22 protein-coding genes are annotated in these 16,219 nt (G+C 69.7%); 17 read left to right on the top strand and 5 right to left on the bottom strand.

Annotation, left to right across the window (positions count from 1 at the left end; all coding sequences use genetic code 11):
- The first annotated feature begins 10 nt into the window (after positions 1-10).
- Together ABDK56_RS05280 and ABDK56_RS05275 are read left to right on the top strand one after the other, a co-directional pair.
- Positions 11-148, top strand: a complete 138-nt coding sequence (locus tag ABDK56_RS05280; RefSeq protein ID WP_349807088.1) for a hypothetical protein — start codon at positions 11-13, stop codon at positions 146-148.
- Between the two features lie 79 nt (positions 149-227).
- The gene (locus ABDK56_RS05275) at positions 228-869 is read left to right on the top strand and encodes a sigma-70 family RNA polymerase sigma factor (RefSeq protein WP_502959267.1); all 642 of its coding nucleotides are present in this window, start codon (positions 228-230) and stop codon (positions 867-869) included.
- Between the two features lie 20 nt (positions 870-889).
- Here ABDK56_RS05275 and ABDK56_RS05270 read toward each other — a convergent pair whose 3' ends face one another.
- The gene (locus tag ABDK56_RS05270; protein ID WP_349807087.1) at positions 890-1,042 is read right to left on the bottom strand and encodes a hypothetical protein; all 153 of its coding nucleotides are present in this window, start codon (positions 1,040-1,042) and stop codon (positions 890-892) included.
- Positions 1,043-1,140: 98 nt separating this feature from the next.
- On the opposite strand from ABDK56_RS05270, the gene ABDK56_RS05265 reads away from it, so the two are divergent.
- Together ABDK56_RS05265 and ABDK56_RS05260 are read left to right on the top strand one after the other, a co-directional pair.
- Complete coding sequence (locus tag ABDK56_RS05265; RefSeq protein ID WP_349807086.1) at positions 1,141-3,813, top strand: bifunctional [glutamine synthetase] adenylyltransferase/[glutamine synthetase]-adenylyl-L-tyrosine phosphorylase; 2,673 nt, start codon at positions 1,141-1,143, stop codon at positions 3,811-3,813.
- Positions 3,810-4,265: a peroxiredoxin gene (locus tag ABDK56_RS05260; protein ID WP_349807085.1), complete on the top strand. Its 456-nt coding sequence runs from the start codon at positions 3,810-3,812 to the stop codon at positions 4,263-4,265. The genes ABDK56_RS05265 and ABDK56_RS05260 overlap by 4 nt, the downstream gene beginning before the upstream one ends.
- Positions 4,266-4,275: 10 nt before the next feature.
- Here the strand turns inward: ABDK56_RS05260 and ABDK56_RS05255 are convergent, their stop codons facing one another.
- Both ABDK56_RS05255 and ABDK56_RS05250 read right to left on the bottom strand, forming a co-directional pair.
- Positions 4,276-5,841: a hypothetical protein gene (locus tag ABDK56_RS05255; protein WP_349807084.1), complete on the bottom strand. Its 1,566-nt coding sequence runs from the start codon at positions 5,839-5,841 to the stop codon at positions 4,276-4,278.
- Positions 5,838-6,596: a glutaredoxin family protein gene (locus tag ABDK56_RS05250; protein ID WP_349807083.1), complete on the bottom strand. Its 759-nt coding sequence runs from the start codon at positions 6,594-6,596 to the stop codon at positions 5,838-5,840. Before ABDK56_RS05250 ends, ABDK56_RS05255 begins: the two co-directional genes overlap by 4 nt.
- A 44-nt stretch (positions 6,597-6,640) precedes the next feature.
- On the opposite strand from ABDK56_RS05250, the gene ABDK56_RS05245 reads away from it, so the two are divergent.
- The 9 genes from ABDK56_RS05245 to ABDK56_RS05205 all read left to right on the top strand — a co-directional run bounded on the left by ABDK56_RS05245 (position 6,641) and on the right by ABDK56_RS05205 (position 11,243).
- Complete coding sequence (locus ABDK56_RS05245) at positions 6,641-7,027, top strand: MerR family transcriptional regulator (protein WP_349807082.1); 387 nt, start codon at positions 6,641-6,643, stop codon at positions 7,025-7,027.
- 54 nt (positions 7,028-7,081) lie between these two features.
- A complete protein-coding gene (locus tag ABDK56_RS05240; RefSeq protein WP_349807081.1) occupies positions 7,082-7,861 on the top strand; it encodes a succinate dehydrogenase iron-sulfur subunit in 780 nt (259 codons plus the stop codon).
- 129 nt (positions 7,862-7,990) lie between these two features.
- Positions 7,991-8,470, top strand: a complete 480-nt coding sequence (locus ABDK56_RS05235; protein ID WP_349807080.1) for a PaaI family thioesterase — start codon at positions 7,991-7,993, stop codon at positions 8,468-8,470.
- Entirely contained in the window at positions 8,451-9,566 is a 1,116-nt protein-coding gene (gene zapE, locus ABDK56_RS05230; protein ID WP_349807079.1) for a cell division protein ZapE, read from the top strand. The genes ABDK56_RS05235 and zapE overlap by 20 nt, the downstream gene beginning before the upstream one ends.
- 183 nt (positions 9,567-9,749) lie before the next feature.
- Positions 9,750-9,911 (top strand): hypothetical protein, encoded by a 162-nt coding sequence (locus ABDK56_RS05225; RefSeq protein ID WP_349807078.1) that lies wholly within the window; start codon positions 9,750-9,752, stop codon positions 9,909-9,911.
- 199 nt (positions 9,912-10,110) lie between these two features.
- Positions 10,111-10,245, top strand: a complete 135-nt coding sequence (locus tag ABDK56_RS05220; RefSeq protein WP_349807077.1) for a hypothetical protein — start codon at positions 10,111-10,113, stop codon at positions 10,243-10,245.
- Positions 10,246-10,255: 10 nt separating this feature from the next.
- The gene (locus ABDK56_RS05215) at positions 10,256-10,501 is read left to right on the top strand and encodes a cold-shock protein (RefSeq protein WP_349807076.1); all 246 of its coding nucleotides are present in this window, start codon (positions 10,256-10,258) and stop codon (positions 10,499-10,501) included.
- Positions 10,491-10,697, top strand: a complete 207-nt coding sequence (locus tag ABDK56_RS05210; RefSeq protein ID WP_349807075.1) for a hypothetical protein — start codon at positions 10,491-10,493, stop codon at positions 10,695-10,697. Before ABDK56_RS05215 ends, ABDK56_RS05210 begins: the two co-directional genes overlap by 11 nt.
- Positions 10,698-10,847: 150 nt before the next feature.
- On the top strand, positions 10,848-11,243 hold the full coding sequence (locus ABDK56_RS05205; RefSeq protein WP_349807278.1) for a response regulator: 396 nt from the start codon (positions 10,848-10,850) through the stop codon (positions 11,241-11,243).
- 31 nt (positions 11,244-11,274) lie between these two features.
- Here ABDK56_RS05205 and ABDK56_RS05200 read toward each other — a convergent pair whose 3' ends face one another.
- Positions 11,275-11,826, bottom strand: a complete 552-nt coding sequence (locus ABDK56_RS05200; RefSeq protein WP_349807074.1) for a phosphatase PAP2 family protein — start codon at positions 11,824-11,826, stop codon at positions 11,275-11,277.
- A 192-nt stretch (positions 11,827-12,018) separates the two neighbouring features.
- Between ABDK56_RS05200 and ABDK56_RS05195 the strand changes: the two genes are divergently transcribed.
- The 4 genes from ABDK56_RS05195 to ABDK56_RS05180 all read left to right on the top strand — a co-directional run bounded on the left by ABDK56_RS05195 (position 12,019) and on the right by ABDK56_RS05180 (position 15,700).
- Positions 12,019-12,732 (top strand): hypothetical protein, encoded by a 714-nt coding sequence (locus ABDK56_RS05195; protein ID WP_349807073.1) that lies wholly within the window; start codon positions 12,019-12,021, stop codon positions 12,730-12,732.
- Entirely contained in the window at positions 12,729-13,307 is a 579-nt protein-coding gene (locus ABDK56_RS05190) for a hypothetical protein (RefSeq protein WP_349807072.1), read from the top strand. Before ABDK56_RS05195 ends, ABDK56_RS05190 begins: the two co-directional genes overlap by 4 nt.
- Before the next feature lie 113 nt (positions 13,308-13,420).
- Positions 13,421-14,230 carry a COG4705 family protein gene (locus ABDK56_RS05185; RefSeq protein WP_349807071.1) on the top strand — a complete coding sequence of 270 codons (810 nt, stop codon included), beginning with the start codon at positions 13,421-13,423 and terminating at the stop codon, positions 14,228-14,230.
- Between the two features lie 24 nt (positions 14,231-14,254).
- Positions 14,255-15,700, top strand: a complete 1,446-nt coding sequence (locus ABDK56_RS05180) for a M20/M25/M40 family metallo-hydrolase (RefSeq protein ID WP_349807070.1) — start codon at positions 14,255-14,257, stop codon at positions 15,698-15,700.
- Positions 15,701-15,776: 76 nt separating this feature from the next.
- Here ABDK56_RS05180 and ABDK56_RS05175 read toward each other — a convergent pair whose 3' ends face one another.
- Positions 15,777-16,154 (bottom strand): hypothetical protein, encoded by a 378-nt coding sequence (locus ABDK56_RS05175; RefSeq protein ID WP_349807069.1) that lies wholly within the window; start codon positions 16,152-16,154, stop codon positions 15,777-15,779.
- Positions 16,155-16,219: the final 65 nt, after the last annotated feature.

Raw genomic sequence — 16,219 nt, 5'->3', positions numbered from 1 at the left:
GAGCCGACGAGTGAGCGAGCCCGAAGAGCATCTGACGACCACCGAAGCCCGCGCCGGGAGCGGGGTGAAGGACAATGAGGTGGCGCTGTTCGCCGGCCTCGCGCTGGTCGTCGTGATTTTTGCCGTCGTGTTGTTTGTGTGGCGCTAAGCCCCTACATTCGTTCAGCCGACTGACAGCATAAGAGAGTATCCGCCCGACGGCACGGGCACGCGTTGAAGGGCGGGGAATGACGGATAGCGAACAGCAGGGCATGGTGGACGGCGAGCCGCGTGGCGAGCCGGTGCCGCTGCCCGATCCGGAGTTCAAGGAACAGCTGGCGCAGGTCATCCCGCATCTTCGCGCCTTCGGTCGCTCGCTGTCGGGCAGCCGCGACCTCGCCGACGATCTCGTCCAGGAAACGCTGCTGAAGGCGTGGGCGGCGCGCAAGCGGTTCCAGGCCGGGACCAACATGCGCGCCTGGACCTTCATCATCCTTCGCAACCTGTTCCTCAGCCAGATGCGCCGTGCGCGATTCAAGGGCGAATGGGACGACGTCACCGCCGCCAAGATCCTCGCCGCCCCGGCAAGCCAGGACCGGCATATCGAACTCGGCGACATGCAGCGCGCGCTGATGCAGTTGCCGCAGCCGCAGCGCGAGGCGCTGATCCTCGTCGGCGCGGGCGGGTTCGCCTATGAAGAAGCCGCCGACATTTGCGGCTGCGCGGTGGGCACGATCAAGAGCCGCGTCGCGCGCGGGCGCGTCGCGCTCGAAGGCCTGCTGTCGGGCGGGGCGCTGCCGTCGCGTCGCCAGCACGTCACCGATCCCGATCGGTCGGCACTGCAGTCGATCATGGGGCAGGTCGACGAGTTGAGCGGCGGCCGCGACTAGGCTCTTCGCCGCTACCGGCGTCAGTCGAGGCGAGCCAGCAGTTCGTCGAAGGTGCGGTCCATCTCGTCACGGCTCGACACCGAACCGAACGCACGCCGGAGCGCCGCCGCAATTCCTTGCTGGCGCTGCGGGAATTCCACCCGAATCAGCTGGCGGTCGGGGTCGTCGGACACCGCCGCTTCGGAGATTCGAACATGTTGCATGGTCGGGCTTAAACGAGCGAGGTGCGTGACGGTTTCGTGCGCTTCGCATTTGGTCCATGGATCGAGCCATGACGGCGACTAATCGCGAGGCCGCGATCGCACGGAGCGAGGCGAGCCCCTTCCTGCGCGACGCGCGCGCGCTTTTCCCCGCGATCGCCGCGACCTTCGTCGATGTCGGGGCCGAGGCGGCAATCGTCGCGGCGCGCGGCATCGACGCGAGCGGCTTTGCCGAGCGCTGGCGACGGCGGCGCCGTGCGCAGGCGCTGGCGGTCGCGCTCGGCGACCTGGCGGGGGAACTGTCGCTCGAGGCGGTCACCGCCGCGCTCAGCCATTTCGCCGACGCGGCGCTCGACGCGGGGGTCGCCGAGGCGATCGGCGAGCGGATGCCGGGCACCGTGCCGGAGGGGCTGGCGGTGCTCGCGCTCGGCAAGCTCGGCAGCCGCGAGCTCAACTATTCGTCCGACGTCGACCTCGTCCTGCTGTTCGACCCCGCCACCCTGCCGCACCGCCCACGCGAGGAGCCGGGCGAGGCGGCGGTGCGCTACGGCCGCCGGCTGATCGAGCTGCTCCAGGCGCGCACCGCCGACGGCTATGTCGCGCGGGTCGACCTTCGGCTTCGCCCGTCGCCCGAAGTCACCCCGATCGTGCTGCCGGTCGACGCGGCGATCGGCTATTACGAAAGTGAGGCGCTGCCGTGGGAGCGCGCCGCCTTCATCCGCGCCCGTGCCTGCGCCGGGGACCGGGCGCTGGGTCGGCGGTTCCTCGCCGAGATCCAGCCGTTCGTGTGGCGCCGCGCGCTCGATTTCGGCGCGATCGAGGAGATTCGCGACATCAGCCGCCGGATCCGCGACCATTATGCGCAGGGCCAGGCGTTCGGGCCGGGCTTCGACCTCAAGCGCGGGCGCGGCGGGATCCGCGAGGCCGAGTTCTTCACCCAGGTCCAGCAGCTGGTCCACGGCGGCCGCGAGCCTGGCTTGCGCGCGCCCGCCACCCTCGACGCGCTTCGCGCGCTGACCGCGGGGGGGCAACTGGACGCGCCGACCGCCGCGGCGATCGCCGACGGCTATCGCGCGCTTCGCACCGCCGAGCACCGGGTGCAGATGATCGACGACCGGCAGGAACATCGGCTGCCCGCCGCGCCCGATGCGCTCGACCGGGTGGCGCGGCTCGCCGGGCTGGCCGACGGCGCGGCGCTGCTCGGCACGCTGTCTGCCCATGTCGCGGCGATCGGCGGCGCGTTCGACACGCTGGTCGGCGAGCGCGACGACCGGCTGCCGGGCGACCCCGACCTGCTGGCCGATGCGCTCGGGCAGATTGGCTTCGACGACCCCGCCGCCGCCGCGCGCCACATCGCCGACTGGCGGTCGGGCAAGGCGCGCGCGCTTCGTTCGCCCGCGGCACGCGCGGCGTTCGAGGCGATGCTGCCCGGACTGCTGCGCGCGATCGCCGCCGCGCCCGACCCGGCGCACGCGCTCAACCGCTTCGGCGACCTCGTCGAGCGCATGTCGAGCGGCCTCAACTTCTTTCGCCTGATCGAGGCGCGCCCCGACCTTGCCGAGCAGCTCGCGCTGATCCTCGGCCAGGCCCCCGCGCTCGCCGAGCAGCTGGCGCGGCGCCCGACGCTGCTCGACGGGCTGGTCGACCGCAGCGCCTTCGACCTGCCGCCCGACGCGCCGACGCTTGCCGCGCGCTTCGCCGCCGAGCTGTCTTGCGACGGGCTCGACGAGGCGCTCGACCGGGTTCGGCGGCTGGTCGGCGAGCGGCGCTTCGCATTGGGGGTGCAGCTGGTGTCGGGCGCGCGCGACCCGCTCGACGTCGCCGGAAGCTACAGCGACCTCGCCGAGGCGAGCATCGTCGCGCTCGCCGCGCGGGTCGCCGACGCCTTCGCCGAGCGGCACGGGCGGATCGCCGGGGGCGAGCTGGCGGTGCTCGCGCTCGGGCGGCTCGGCGGGCAGGCGCTGACCAACGCCAGCGACCTCGACCTGATCTTTTTGTTCGACGCGCCCCCCGGCGCCCAGTCCGACGGCGAGAAATCGCTGACCGCGACCGACTATTACAACCGGCTCGCCAGCCGGATCGTCGCCGCGCTCAACGTGCCGACCGCGGCGGGGCCGCTCTACGAGGTCGACACGCGGCTTCGTCCGCAGGGGGCGCAGGGGATGCTCGCGGTCAGCCTCGAGGCGTTCGAGCGCTACCAGCGCGACGAGGCGTGGACGTGGGAGCATATGGCGCTGTGCCGCGCGCGACCGCTGACCGGGTCGGCGGCGATGCGCGAACGGATCGCGGCGCTGGTCCGCGCGATCCTTTCCGCCCCCGCCGACCCCGCCAGGATCCGCGCCGACGCGGCGGCGATGCGCGAGGAGATGGCGCGGCACAAGCCGCCCGCCGGGCACCTCGACGTCAAGCTGGGGCCGGGCGGGCTGGTCGACCTCGAGTTCGCGGTCCACACGCTCCAGCTCACCCGGCACGTCGGGCTCGACCCGAGGCTCGAGGTGGCGATCGCCGCGCTGGCCGGGGCGGGGCTGATCGATGGCGGGGCCGACGCCGACCTCAGGCTGCTGAGCCGCGCGCTGGTCGTGCTTCGCTTGGTCAGCCCGCGCGGGGTCGAGGTGCCCGAGCAGAGCCGCGCGCTGGTCGCCCGGCTGTGCGGGCACGACGACTGGTGCGCGCTGCTGGACGCGCTGGCGGCGGCGCGGCAAAGGATCGCGGCGCGCTGGGCCGCGGTTAAGGAGGACGCATGATCGACGATGGCGACAAGGTGCCGGGCTGGACCGGGCCGCTGAGCGACGGGACGCGCCTCGACCTCGCGGTAGCGGGGCCGCTGGTGCTCTATTTCTACCCCAAGGACGACACGTCGGGCTGCACCCGCGAGGCGCAGGATTTTACCGCGCTGGCGGGCGAGTTTGCGAAGGCGGGGGTCAGGGTCGTCGGCGTGTCGCGCGACCCGATGAAGAAGCACGAGAAGTTCGTCGAGAAATACGATCTCAAGGTGCCGCTCGCCGCCGACGAGGACGGGGCGCTGAGCGACGCGTTCGGGACGTGGACCGAGAAGTCGATGTACGGGCGCAAATATATGGGGATGGAGCGCTCGACCTTCCTCATCGGCAAGGACGGGCGCGTCGCGAGGAGCTGGCGCAAGGTCAAGGTGCCGGGCCATGCCGCCGAGGTGCTGGCGGCGGCGAAAGCGCTTTAGGGACTTCGCCTCAGTCGATCTTGAGCCGGACGAACGCCATCGCGCCGTTGCGGTCGCCGCCATAGGCCGCGTCGAGGCTGGCGGGGACGACGTTGCGCGCGACGAGCCCGCCGAGCCCGACCTTGACGTGCGGGGCCAGCGCGAAATCGCGGATCGCGCCCGCCGAGAGTTTGCCGACGTTCGCGGTGACGCCCTCGACCAGCTCGTCATTCTCGGTCCACTCGGCGCGGCCGAACAGCGTCCAGTCGTCGACCCGGTACCCGAGCTCGCCCGCGAGCGCGTCGAGCCGGCGTCCGTCGTGGCTCTTGCGGCCCCACGCCAGCGTTGCCGAGAGGTGCCCCGGGCCGAGGTCGCGGGCGTAGAGCGCGGAGGCCGACCAGCGGGTCTGGTTCGCGTCGGGCTCGAGCTGCTCGGGGTGCTTGAAGCGGCCCCAGCTCGCCTGCAGCGACCAGTTCGCGTTCGGGTTCCAGCTCAGCCGGATCGCGGTCGAATCGAGCGGGCCGGTCTCGATATTGTAGCGATACTGGTCGGGCTCGCGCGCGTTGAAGCGCGACACTTCAAGCTTGGCGTTGCCGAGCACCAGCCCGCCGGTGAGCACGCCGAAGCTGATGTGGGTCGAATCGAGCCAGTGGTGGCTGATCGGTGCCTCGGGGCTGTCGAGCACCGCCTCGCGGTGCATGAAGGCGGGCGGGCCGAAGGCGGGCTCGCCGGGGAGCGCGGCGTAGAGGAAGGCCGAGGCGTTCGGCCCGACCGGCTGCGACACGCTGGCCGACAATTCCATGAACAGGTCGTGCGGGTGCTGGCGGTCGACCAGCGGGGTGACGCCGTCGGCGGTCTCGCCGCTCGCGAGCAGCAGCGGATAGCCGCGCTTGCCCATCAGCGGGTCGGGCGAGAGCATCGCCTTGAACTGGAGCGTGCCCGGCCCGAGCGGGCGCTGCGCCATGCCCATCACCATGCCGCTGACGAAGCCCATGTCGTCGCCGCGCGGGCCGCCCTGCGTGTCGTAAACAGCATTGAGGCGGGCGTGGCCCATCAGCATCCAGTCGCCGGCCATGGCCATGACGCCCGAATGTTCGCTGGCGTCGGGCTGCCACGCGGTGCCCGACGATTCGCGGGTCGAAGGGTAGCGGCCGAGCGCGGCGCGCATCGCCATCATATGGTCCATGCCGGGCATGGCGGGGTGGGTCATGGCCGCGTGGTCCATCGCCGAGTGATCCATCGGGGCTTCGGGCGCGGCGGGCATCGTCATTCCCGGCATCGCGCCATGGTCCATCGTCATCTGCCCGCCCGACGGGGATGTCGTCGCTGGCATCGTCATGCCGGGCATCGACGAGTGGTCCATCGTAGAATGGTCGACCGGATTCGGCTTGGCGGCGGGCGGGGCCGATTTCAATTTCTTCGCCGTCGTCTTTTTCTTGACGACGGTCTTGTTGGCGACCGACCTCTTGTTGGGAGGAGCGGAGTGGTGGGGCATTGCCATGCCGGGCATATTCATCCCGGGCATCGACTGCGCGGTCGCGGGGGCGGCCAGCGCGATTGCCGCCGCACCGGCCAGCGTCATCGTTACCGTCTTCATGCCATGCCCCGCATCATCCAGATCGCCATCGCGACCATCATCACATTCTCGGTCAGCGAGACGAATCCCAGCGGGACGTTGCTCGACCCGCCCACGCACGCGCATTTGAGCTCGCGTTTGTCGACGTACACCGCCTTGAACACGCTGAGGGCACCGATCGATCCGATGGTGAGCGCGATTGGCACCGACAGCCACTTCGCTCCGCCCCAGACCATCAGTACCCCGGCCAGCCCCTCGAGGAAGGGATAGAGGCTGGCATAGGGCACCCAGCGCTTCGCCAGCAGGTCGTAATTGAGGAACATCGCCGAGAATTTGCCGACGTCCTGCAGCTTCAGCAGCGCCAGCACGCACATCGAAAAGGCGATGAACCATTCGCCCGCGCGGATCGTCAGCGGCGTGCCCTCGACCGCCGCGCTCGCCGCCAGCGCCATCGCCGCGGTCATCGCGAACAGCGCGATCACCGGGCTGTAGCTGGTCTCGCCCGGCGCGGCGACGTGAAGCCCGAGCCGGCGGCGAAGGTCGTCGTAGCCGCCGACGCGTTCGTCGCCGATAAAGATCTGCGGGGTGGTTTTCACGCCGAGCTTCGCCTTGAGCGCCTCGGTCTCCTCGCGGGTGCGAAGCGGGCGGTCGTCGACGGCGAAGCCCTTTCGCTTCAGCAGGTCGAGCGCCTTGAGGCCCCACGGGCAGGTATGGCCGGGCATGACCATTCGATAGAGGGTCGCGCGGCGCGCGGCGGGGGTGGTGATTGCGTCCATGCCGCCCCATATAGCGTCCGTACCATAGTCCGGAGTCAAGCCGCATGAGCCTTACCATCGCCCAGCTGGCGAAAGGCGCCGGTGTCGGGGTGGAGACGATCCGCTATTACCAGCGGCGCGGACTGCTCGCCGTGCCCGAGCGCGAGGCCGGGTCGATCCGCCGTTACGGCCAGGACGACGCCGCGCGGCTGGGCTTTATCCGCTCGGCGCAGCGTGCCGGTTTCACCCTGTCGCAGATCGCCGAACTGATCGCGCTCGATTCGACCGCCGACCGCGCGCGGGCGCGCGACATGGCGCGCGAGCGGATCGCCGCGCTCGACGCCGAGATCGCCGCGCTCAAGGCCTCGCGCGCGTCCCTCGAGCGGCTGGCGCGCGATTGCGCCGACGGCCCCGCCGGCCCCTGCCCGATCCTCACCGCGTTCGAGGTTTGAACGCATCCGCGCGCCATGCTAGCGGCGCGTCACACCTAGTCGCCGAGGACCCCCGTGGCCGAATTCACGCTTCCCAAGAACAGCAAGATCACCAAGGGCCGCCGCCACGCCGCCGAGGGCGGGGCGAAGCCCAAGTCGTTCAAGATTTATCGCTACGATCCCGACAGCGGCGCCAACCCGCGCTACGACAGCTACACGATCGACCTCGCCAAGACCGGGCCGATGGTGCTCGACGCGATCATCCGCATCAAGAACGAGATCGACCCGACGCTGACCTTCCGCCGCTCGTGCCGCGAGGGGATCTGCGGGTCGTGCGCGATGAACATGAACGGCAAGAACGGGCTCGCCTGCACCACCGCGATCGAGGATTTGAAGGGCGAGATCCGGATCACCCCGCTGCCACACATGGAAGTGGTCAAGGACCTGGTCCCGGACATGACCCATTTCTATGCGCAATATGCCTCGATCCAACCGTGGCTGAAGTCGTCGACCCCCGAGCCCTCGGGCAAGGAACGCTTCCAGTCGCCCGAGGACCGCGCGAAGCTCGACGGGCTGTACGAGTGCATCCTGTGCGCCTGCTGTTCGACCAGCTGCCCGAGTTACTGGTGGAACGCCGACAAGTTCCTGGGGCCGGCGATCCTGTTGCAGGCCTATCGCTGGCTGGTCGACAGCCGCGACGAGGCGACCGGCGAACGGCTCGACCAGCTCGAGGACCCGTTCCGCCTCTATCGCTGCCACACGATCATGAACTGCGCCAACGTCTGCCCGAAGGGGCTGAACCCGGCCAAGGCGATCGCCGAGACGAAGAAGCTGGTCGCCGAACGAGCCGCCTAGCGCAGCGAGCCTGGCGCGAAGCGCCACGTGAGCAGCGCGAAGAGCCGGCGAGTTCCGGACGGCCTGCGCGAAGCGACAGGACCGACGGCGCGGATTTACTCCGCGCCAACCCCCCTCTAGGCCACCCCAATGACCACCCCCCGCCTTCCCAACGGCGCCGTCCCCGACCCCGAGCATGACGGCTGGTACAGCTGGGGCGACTTTCCGCGCGGGAGCTTCGCCGCCGCGACCGGCCGCCTGCTCTTCCGCCCGGCCGGCGAGGGCAGCGCCGAGGTGCGGATGGACCCGACCGAGGCGCACCAGAACATGGGCGGGTCGATCCACGGCGGGGCGGTGATGAGTTTCATCGACATGAGCCTGTTCGCCGGGGGGCGCTGCGCGGGGATGGCCGAGGGGCATTATGTCACGCTGGAGATGCACACGCGCTTCCTTAAGCGCGGCGAGATCGGCACGCCGCTGACCGCGCACGTGCGGCTGGTGCGACAGACGCCGGGTGGGATCGCTTTCCTGTCGGGCTTCCTCGAGCAGGGCGGCGAGCCCTGCTACGATTTCACCGGCACATTGAAGAAGGTGAAGCGGGCCGCCGACGATGACCGGCAGCGTCGCTGACGCCTATGCCGCGCTGGTTGCGGCGGGCGAGGTGCGCGACGACCCCGACCAGCGGCGCGGCGCGCTGGCGCTCGACCGGTTCGCGGCGGCGCTCGGGCGGACGCGGCAGGGGTTCCTCAGCCGCCTGTTCGCGCGCGAGACCCCGGTACGCAGCGGCGTCTATCTGTGGGGCGGGGTCGGGCGCGGCAAGTCGATGCTGATGGACCTCGCCTTCGCGAATATCGCGGTCGAGCCGAAGCGGCGGACCCATTTCGCGCCCTTCATGATCGAGGTCCACGAGCGGCTGCGCGACCTGCGCAAGGGCGGCGAGGGCGACCCGATCGCGGCGCTGGCCGAGGCCTATGCCGACGAGGTCCGCTTCCTCGCGTTCGACGAGCTGATGGTGACCAACCCGGCCGACGCGATGATCCTCGGGCGGCTGTTTACCGCGCTGGTCGAGGCGGGGGTAGGGATCGTCGCGACGTCGAACCGGCCGCCGTCTGACCTTTACCGCGACGGGCTCAACCGCGCGCTTTTCCTGCCGTTCATCGCGCTGGTCGAGGCGCGGTTCGAGATCGTCGCGCTCAACGGGCCGATCGACTATCGGCTCGACCGGCTGGGGGGGATGCCGACCTGGTACGTGCCGAACGGGGCCGCCGCGACCGAGGCGCTGCGCGAGGCGTTCTTCCGGCTGACCGACTATCCGGTCGAGGACAGCGCCAACGTGCCGAGCGAGGAACTCGATGTCGGGGGAGGGCGGAGCCTGCACGTGCCCAAGAGCCTGAAGGGGGTTGCGGTCTTTTCGTTCAAGCGGCTGTGCGGGGCGGCGCGGGGAGCGGCGGATTATCTCGCCATCGCGCGGCGATTCCACACGGTGATCCTGGTCGGCATTCCCGTGATGACGCGCGAGATGCGAAACGAGGCGGCGCGGTTCGTGACGCTGGTCGACGCGCTCTACGAGCACCGGGCCAAGCTGCTCGCCAGCGCCGATGCCGAGCCGGCGGGGCTTTACCCGGCGGGGGACGGAAGCTTCGAATTCGCGCGGACGGTCAGCCGGCTCGAGGAGATGCAGAGCGCGGATTACCTTGGAGAAGGTCATGGCGCGGCGCGGGTCTGACGGCGAAGAGGCCGACCGCGTGAAGCACAGCGAGCATGCGGCAAGCGGCGGTCGCGCGACGAAATCGTTCGCCCACATTAGGTGAATGGCCCGCCCCGTGCTATCGAGCGTCCATCGCACGAGAACGCTTTGAGCAACGTGCGGCTGAGAGACCATCGCGCTCCCGCTTAGTCAGGAGCATCCGTGGACCTCAATCTCATCTACATGCGACATTTCTTCGCGCGTCGCGCCGTTTGCAGGGCGCGCGACGTGGCGGAACGCGCGCTTCACCAGGTCGAGGCCGAGCGGTTGGGATCGATCATCGCGCATGCGAAGGTGCGCGGCACGCCCTGCGCGGCCGTGTGATGGACGTCCCTCGGCTCACCGTCGACCAGCTGCGCGCGCAAGCCGACGCCTTGCGGCGCCTCGCGGCCGCGCGGGGCCTTTCGAATCGCGGGCGGACGTTTTTCGATGTCGCCGATTATTTCGAATCGCAGGCCCGTCGCGGCGAGTGGCTGCAAAGGCGCGGGCATTGAGCGCGCACGGGGACGCGGAGGATTCGGCCATGCTCAAGCTCGACCACCTCGGAATCGAGGTCGTTTCGGTGAAGACCTATCACTGGAATGGCTATCGATACTCGTCGGCACGCGATGCGGTAGCCGCCGCGGAGCGTGCGCGAAACAACCCGAATAGTAAGTGAAGGAACAGACATGCCTATCGGAACGGTAAAATTTTTCAACGACGGCAAGGGCTTCGGCTTCATCGCGCCTGAAGATGGCGGGACCGATGCCTTCGTCCACATCACCGCGCTCGAGAAGTCGGGGATGCGCTCGCTCCGCGAAGGACAGCGCGTCGGCTACGATCTCGAGGAGGATCGCCGCGGCAAGATGGCGGCGGTGAACGTCCGCGACGCCAGCGAGGTCCAGTTCTCTCCCCAGGACACCGATGCCGAGTAGCCCGGCAACGCTGGGCTTCTACCTCGCCCGCGCCGAACAGGCGCGGGTCGAGGCGGGGGCGGCCACGCTCGCGCATGTGCGCGAGCGGTGCACCCGATCCGAGGCGGCCTGGCTCGCCCTTGCCGAACGGGCCGAGCGCGGAGCGAAGCTTCGGGCGCTGGAGCTGGGTCGGAAGGCTGCATCGGGCGCGATGTAGGCCGCAAGGTCGTGGCGACCCGACGTGTCGGGACGTCGCGGGCGGAACATCCACGTCGAGATCATGTTATAAAGGCGCAGGTTTCGGCCTGGCGTGGACCGCGAGACGGGTCGTCCCTCGCCCTTCGGACGATCGAGCAGGCTCCGACCCATGCCGTCCCCTACGATTGTCCTCCTGGTCGAGGACGAGTCCATGATCCGTGTTTCCACTGCGCAATATTTCGAGGACGCCGGATACACGGTGTTCGAAGCCGAAACGGCGCACGAGGCGATCCTCATCATCGAACAGAATGAAGCGGTGTCGATCGTCTTCACCGATGTCGATCTTGGCGACGAGGTCGACGGGGTCGCGCTCCTTCACTTGATCGCTTCCCGCTGGCCGCCGATCCGCCTGTTCGCGACTTCGGGCGCGGTCAATGTCCCGCTCGCCGATCTTCCCGCGGGCGCGGCCTTCTTCCCCAAGCCGTATAATCACGCGACGGTCGTGGAGTCGTTCGAACAGGCGATGATAGCGGCGAATCCTCCACCGAAGGCCGAGCGCGACTGAGCTGGCGGTCGCTTGGGGTCGAAACGCGAGTTCAAAAGGCGAGGGTCAGGCTGGCGGCGAGCGGCACGGGAGTGTCGTGCTTGCTGCGCTTGTGGACCAGCAGCAGGCCCGCCGCTTCGCCGATCGCCGCGCCGACGAGGACGTCGTGCCAGTAATGCTTGTCGGCCTTCACCCGCGCGAGACCGACGAAGCCGGCGAGGAGGTGGGCGGGGAGGCCGACTTTCCAGCCGTAACGCTGCCCAAGGCCCGCCGCGGCGGCGAAGCTGATCGCGGTGTGGCCGCTCGGGAAGCTCTGGTTGTTGCTGCCGTCGGGGCGGCGTTCGTGGATCGTCGATTTGAGCGCGAAGGTGATCCCGCCGGCGAGCAGCAGTGCCTTGGCCTGCCGGCGCACGGCGCGGTCTTCGCCGTCGAGGAGCGGGGTGCCGAGCGAGAAGCCGGCGAGGCCGGTCCGGACGATGCCGCTGACCCGGTCCCAGTCTTGCACGTCCCAATCGTTCGGCGTCCAGCCGCGGGGCGCGGCGGCGGCCGGGGTCGCGGCGGTCAGCGCCGCCGCCAGCCACATCGCCTCAAGTCTGGCCCGCATTACCCCGCTCCTTTCGCCGCGACCCTTCTAGTCGGGCCGGTGGCGCCTTGTCAGGCATCGGCGCGGCCGCTTGCGGGAAGTCAATGCGCGGCCTAGCCTCATTTCGGGGGTGGCGTCATGAAGTCACTGAAGTTGCGGCCGCGCGAGGGGTGGCGGGCGTTCTCCGGCGAGGTCGGGGTGATCGTGCTTGGCGTGCTGATCGCGCTGGTCGCGCAGCAGGTCGCCAACGACTGGCAGTGGCGGCAGGACGTGGCGCGGACCAAAGCCGGCCTCGACGCTCAGATTACCGATTCGCTGGCGATGGTGGCCGAACGGGCGGCGGTCGAGCCGTGCCTGACGCAGCGGCTAGCCGACCTGGCCGCCAAGGTCGCGGCAAGCGACGGTCGGTGGAAAGCGGACCCCTATGTCCTGCCCGGCGAGCATTCGGATGCCAAAATCGTCCATTATGCGATCGCGCCCGCGTACCGGATGCCAGGTCGGAGCTATCCCGACGACGTCTGGCAGCAGGCGAAGGCGGGCGGGATGCTGGCGCACATGACGCCGGCCGACATCGTCAATTACACGAGTGCGTTCGTGGAAATGGAGGGCCTTCGCACGTCCACGGAGGTCGAGCACGACCTGGCCCCCGACCTGTCGTTCCTGTCGTTCGACGGGACGCTGGACCCGACGGTCCGGGCGCGCGCGCTGTCGACCATCGCCAAGCTCGATGCCGCCGATCGTTCGACCCTGAATTTCGCACGGCTGCTGGTGGAAGACGCCCGGGCGCTCCGGCTTCGGCTGTCGCCGACCGACGAAAAGACGTTGAACGACAATCTCGACATCCAGCAGAAATTCCGAGGGGCGTGCGTCGATCGCGCGGCAACGACGCGGCTTCTCGCTCCGCTCGCACAGGCCGCCGCCCGGTGAACCAGGCCGACGCCTTCCTGGCGTTCTACACGCTGCTGCTAGGACTCGGGGTGGCGGCGCTGCTGACCGGGCTGGCGGGGACGATGCGCCAGCATCGGCTGCGCGAGATCGGCTGGGCGGGGGCGCTGCTGGCGATCCTGATCGTGTTCGAATTCCTGACCGCCTGGTCCGGCGCGGCGCGCGGGTTCCGAAGCGCGGACGCGCATGTCATCGACCTGTTCCTGCCGCTGGGAACCGGGGCCTGCTACTTCGTGGCCGCCACCCTGCTTTTTCCCGACCCGGCCGATGTCGGGCGCGAAGGGCATATCCGGGCCTATGTCGGCGGGCAGGTGCGGACGGTCGCGGCGATGCTGCTGGCGGCGAACGTGTTGCTGATCGTGCAGGAAGCGCCGGACACCGTCGCCCGCATGGCGCGCAACCCGGCCTATCTGGCGACCTTCTACCTTCCGTACAACGGCGCGATCCTGCTGTCCTATGCGGCGATGATGGCGGCGCCGCGACGGCGCGTCGCGGTCGCGGCGATGGCGGTGCTGCTGGCGATCTACCTGTGGGTGACGTTCATCCGGCACCTCTAGCGGCGGTGCGCGGCGCCGCCGCAGACGCGAAGCCATTTGTTCGTGGGGGCGTTGTGAGGTCGGCGGAGCTCTAGCGCCTCGCCTTCGCGGTAAATGACGGGAAGGATCGCGAAATGCGCGACGGGCTGAGCAAGGTGCCGGCAGTGACGCTGGGGTTCTGGATCGCCAAGATCTTCGCGACGACGCTCGGCGAGACGGGGGGCGACGCGGTCAGCATGAGCTGGCTCGGCGAGACGACGCCCGACGCCGGGGCGAACGGGATCAACGGCTACCTCGTCGGGACGATCGGGTTCGGGCTGCTGCTGGCGGTATTGGTCGCGGTGCAGGTGCGCGCGCGGCGATACCATGGGTGGCTCTACTGGGCGACGATCGTCGCCTCGACCACCGCGGGGACGACGCTGGCCGACTTCGCCGACCGCTCGCTCGGGATCGGCTATACCGGCGGGTCGGCGCTGCTGCTGGCGCTGGTGCTGGCGAGCCTGGGGGCGTGGAAGGCGAGCGAGGGGCGCATTTCGTCGAGCCATGTCGTGAGCGGGCGCGCCGAGCTGTTCTACTGGCTGACGATCACCTTTTCGCAGACGCTGGGGACCGCGCTGGGCGACTGGGCGGCGGACGACGGCGGGCTCGGCTATGCCGGCGGGGCGGCGCTGTTCGGCGGGCTGATCGCCTTGGTCGCGCTGCTCTATTTCACGACGCGGGTGAGCCGGACCGCGCTGTTCTGGGCGGCGTTCATCCTGACCCGGCCGCTCGGCGCGACGGTCGGCGATTTCCTCGACAAGCCGGTCGCCAAGGGCGGGCTCGACCTGTCGCGGCCGGTGGCGACGGTGGCGCTGCTGGCGGCGATGGTGGGGGTGGTGGCGCTGTTCGTGCGCGCCGAGGCGCCGCTTGACGCAGGCGCGGAGGATCGTAGCGTCCCGGCCTGAACTTCCTTCGTGCCGGAGATGTCGATGCGCGCTGCCGTCCTTGCCGCCCTGTTGCTGACCGCTTCCACCGTGCCTGCGCTGGCCGAGCCGGTGCCGCAGATGCTGAGCAGGCCGACCCAGCTCGACCCGGCGTGGCAGGCGAAATCGCGCGCGCTGTTCAAGCAGCTGATCGAGATTCCCTCGGTCGAGGGGCGGGGCAATGTGCCCGAGGTGGCGGCGGCGCTGGCCGATGCGCTGAAAGCGGGCGGGATCCCGGCGAGCGACATCCACATCATGCCCTACGAGGGGCGGACCGGCGACCATACGGTGGCGCTGATCGCGCGCTGGCGCAGTCCGCACGCGACCAAGAAGCCGATGATGCTGCTGGGGCACATGGACGTGGTCGAGGCCAAGCGCGCCGACTGGGAGCGCGACCCGTTCAGCTTCATCGAGGAAGGCGGCTATTTCTACGGGCGCGGCACCGCCGACATGAAGAACGGGGTGGCGGCGACGACGCTGGCGCTGCTCAAGCTCAAGGCGGCGGGGTTCGTGCCCGACCGCGACATCATCCTCTTCTATTCGGGCGACGAGGAGACCGACGGGCACGGCGCGACGCTCGGGGCGAGCAAGTGGCGGGAGTGGACCGACGCCGAGTTCGGGCTCAACGCCGACGGCGGGGCGGGGGCGTTCGACCGGGCGGGCAACCCGCTCGGCTTCTCGGTGACGACCGCCGAGAAGACCTTCCAGACCTATTTCTTCACCGCGCGCAACCGCGGCGGGCACAGCAGCCGGCCGCGCCCCGACAATGCGATCTACGACCTTGCCGACGCGATCGAGAAGCTTCGCAACCATCGCTTCACGCCGATGCAGAACGAGGTGACCCGCGCCTATTTCACCGCGCGGGCGAAGCAGGAGGGGGACAGCGCGCTGGGCCGCGAGATGCGCGCGTGGCTGGCGAACCCCGCCGACGGCAAGGCGGCCGACGCGATCGAGGCGAGTGACACCGAGGTCGGGATCACCCGCACCCGCTGCGTCGCGACGATGCTCGAGGCCGGGCATGCCGACAATGCGCTGCCGCAATCGGCGGTGGCGACGGTCAACTGCCGGATCTTCCCGGGGGTAACGACCGCGGCGGTGCGCGATGAACTGCAGGCGCTGGCGGGGCCGAAGGTGGCGGTGACGCTCGACCCGCGGTTCCTGGGCGAGACGACCCCCGCTTCGCCGCTGCGCCCCGACGTGATGGGCGCGGTGCGGACCGCGGTGGGCAAAATCTACGGGCCGTCGATGCCGATCATCCCGGCGATGTCGACCGGGGCGAGCGACGGAAGCTTCTTCCGCGCCAAGGGGATCCCGGTCTACGACATCGACGGCAGCTGGGGGATCAGCCCCGACGACGAGCGGATGCACGGACTCAACGAACGGACCCCGGTGCGCGCCTTTTACGACGACGTCGTCTACTGGGAGACGATCGTGAAGACGCTGGCGAGCTGAGGCGAACGGCAAAAGGGCCGCCCCGGCGGTTGCCGGGACGGCCCCTGACGGCCGGTTGCACTCGGCCGAGCGGTGACTAGCGAATGAGGGCGCCGAGCACCCGGCTGATCAGCTGGGTGCGGGGGTCGACCTGGTAATAATAGCCATTGTCGTAGGCGTAGCGCGCATAGGGGTCGTAGGCGTAGCGCTGCTGGTAATAGTCGGGCAGCTGGTTGTAGCCCATCAGCCGCGAGCCATAGTAGCGCTGGCCGACGTTGTAGCGCTTCTTCGCCTGCCCCGGGGGAAGGCAGCCGTTGTTCTTCTTGGCCAGCCCCGGCGGGCAGCCGCCAACGCCGTAGCCCTGCGCGCGCTGGTTGCCCCAGCCGTGGCCGTGACCGGGATCGGCCAGCGCGGGGCTGGCGGCGATCGCGCCGAGGGCGCCGAGCGCGGCGCCGAGGAGGATGGTCCTGTTCATCTCATGTCTCCTTGTTCGGGTCCGACGATAGGCGCGGCGCGATGAACCGGGCTTGAGCCGCCCGC

Source organism: Sphingomonas sp. ASV193, from assembly GCF_040203355.1.
Taxonomy (GTDB): domain Bacteria; phylum Pseudomonadota; class Alphaproteobacteria; order Sphingomonadales; family Sphingomonadaceae; genus Sphingomicrobium.
The sequence above is the reverse complement of the archived record's forward strand: the minus strand, read 5'-3'. Positions and strand labels throughout refer to the sequence as shown.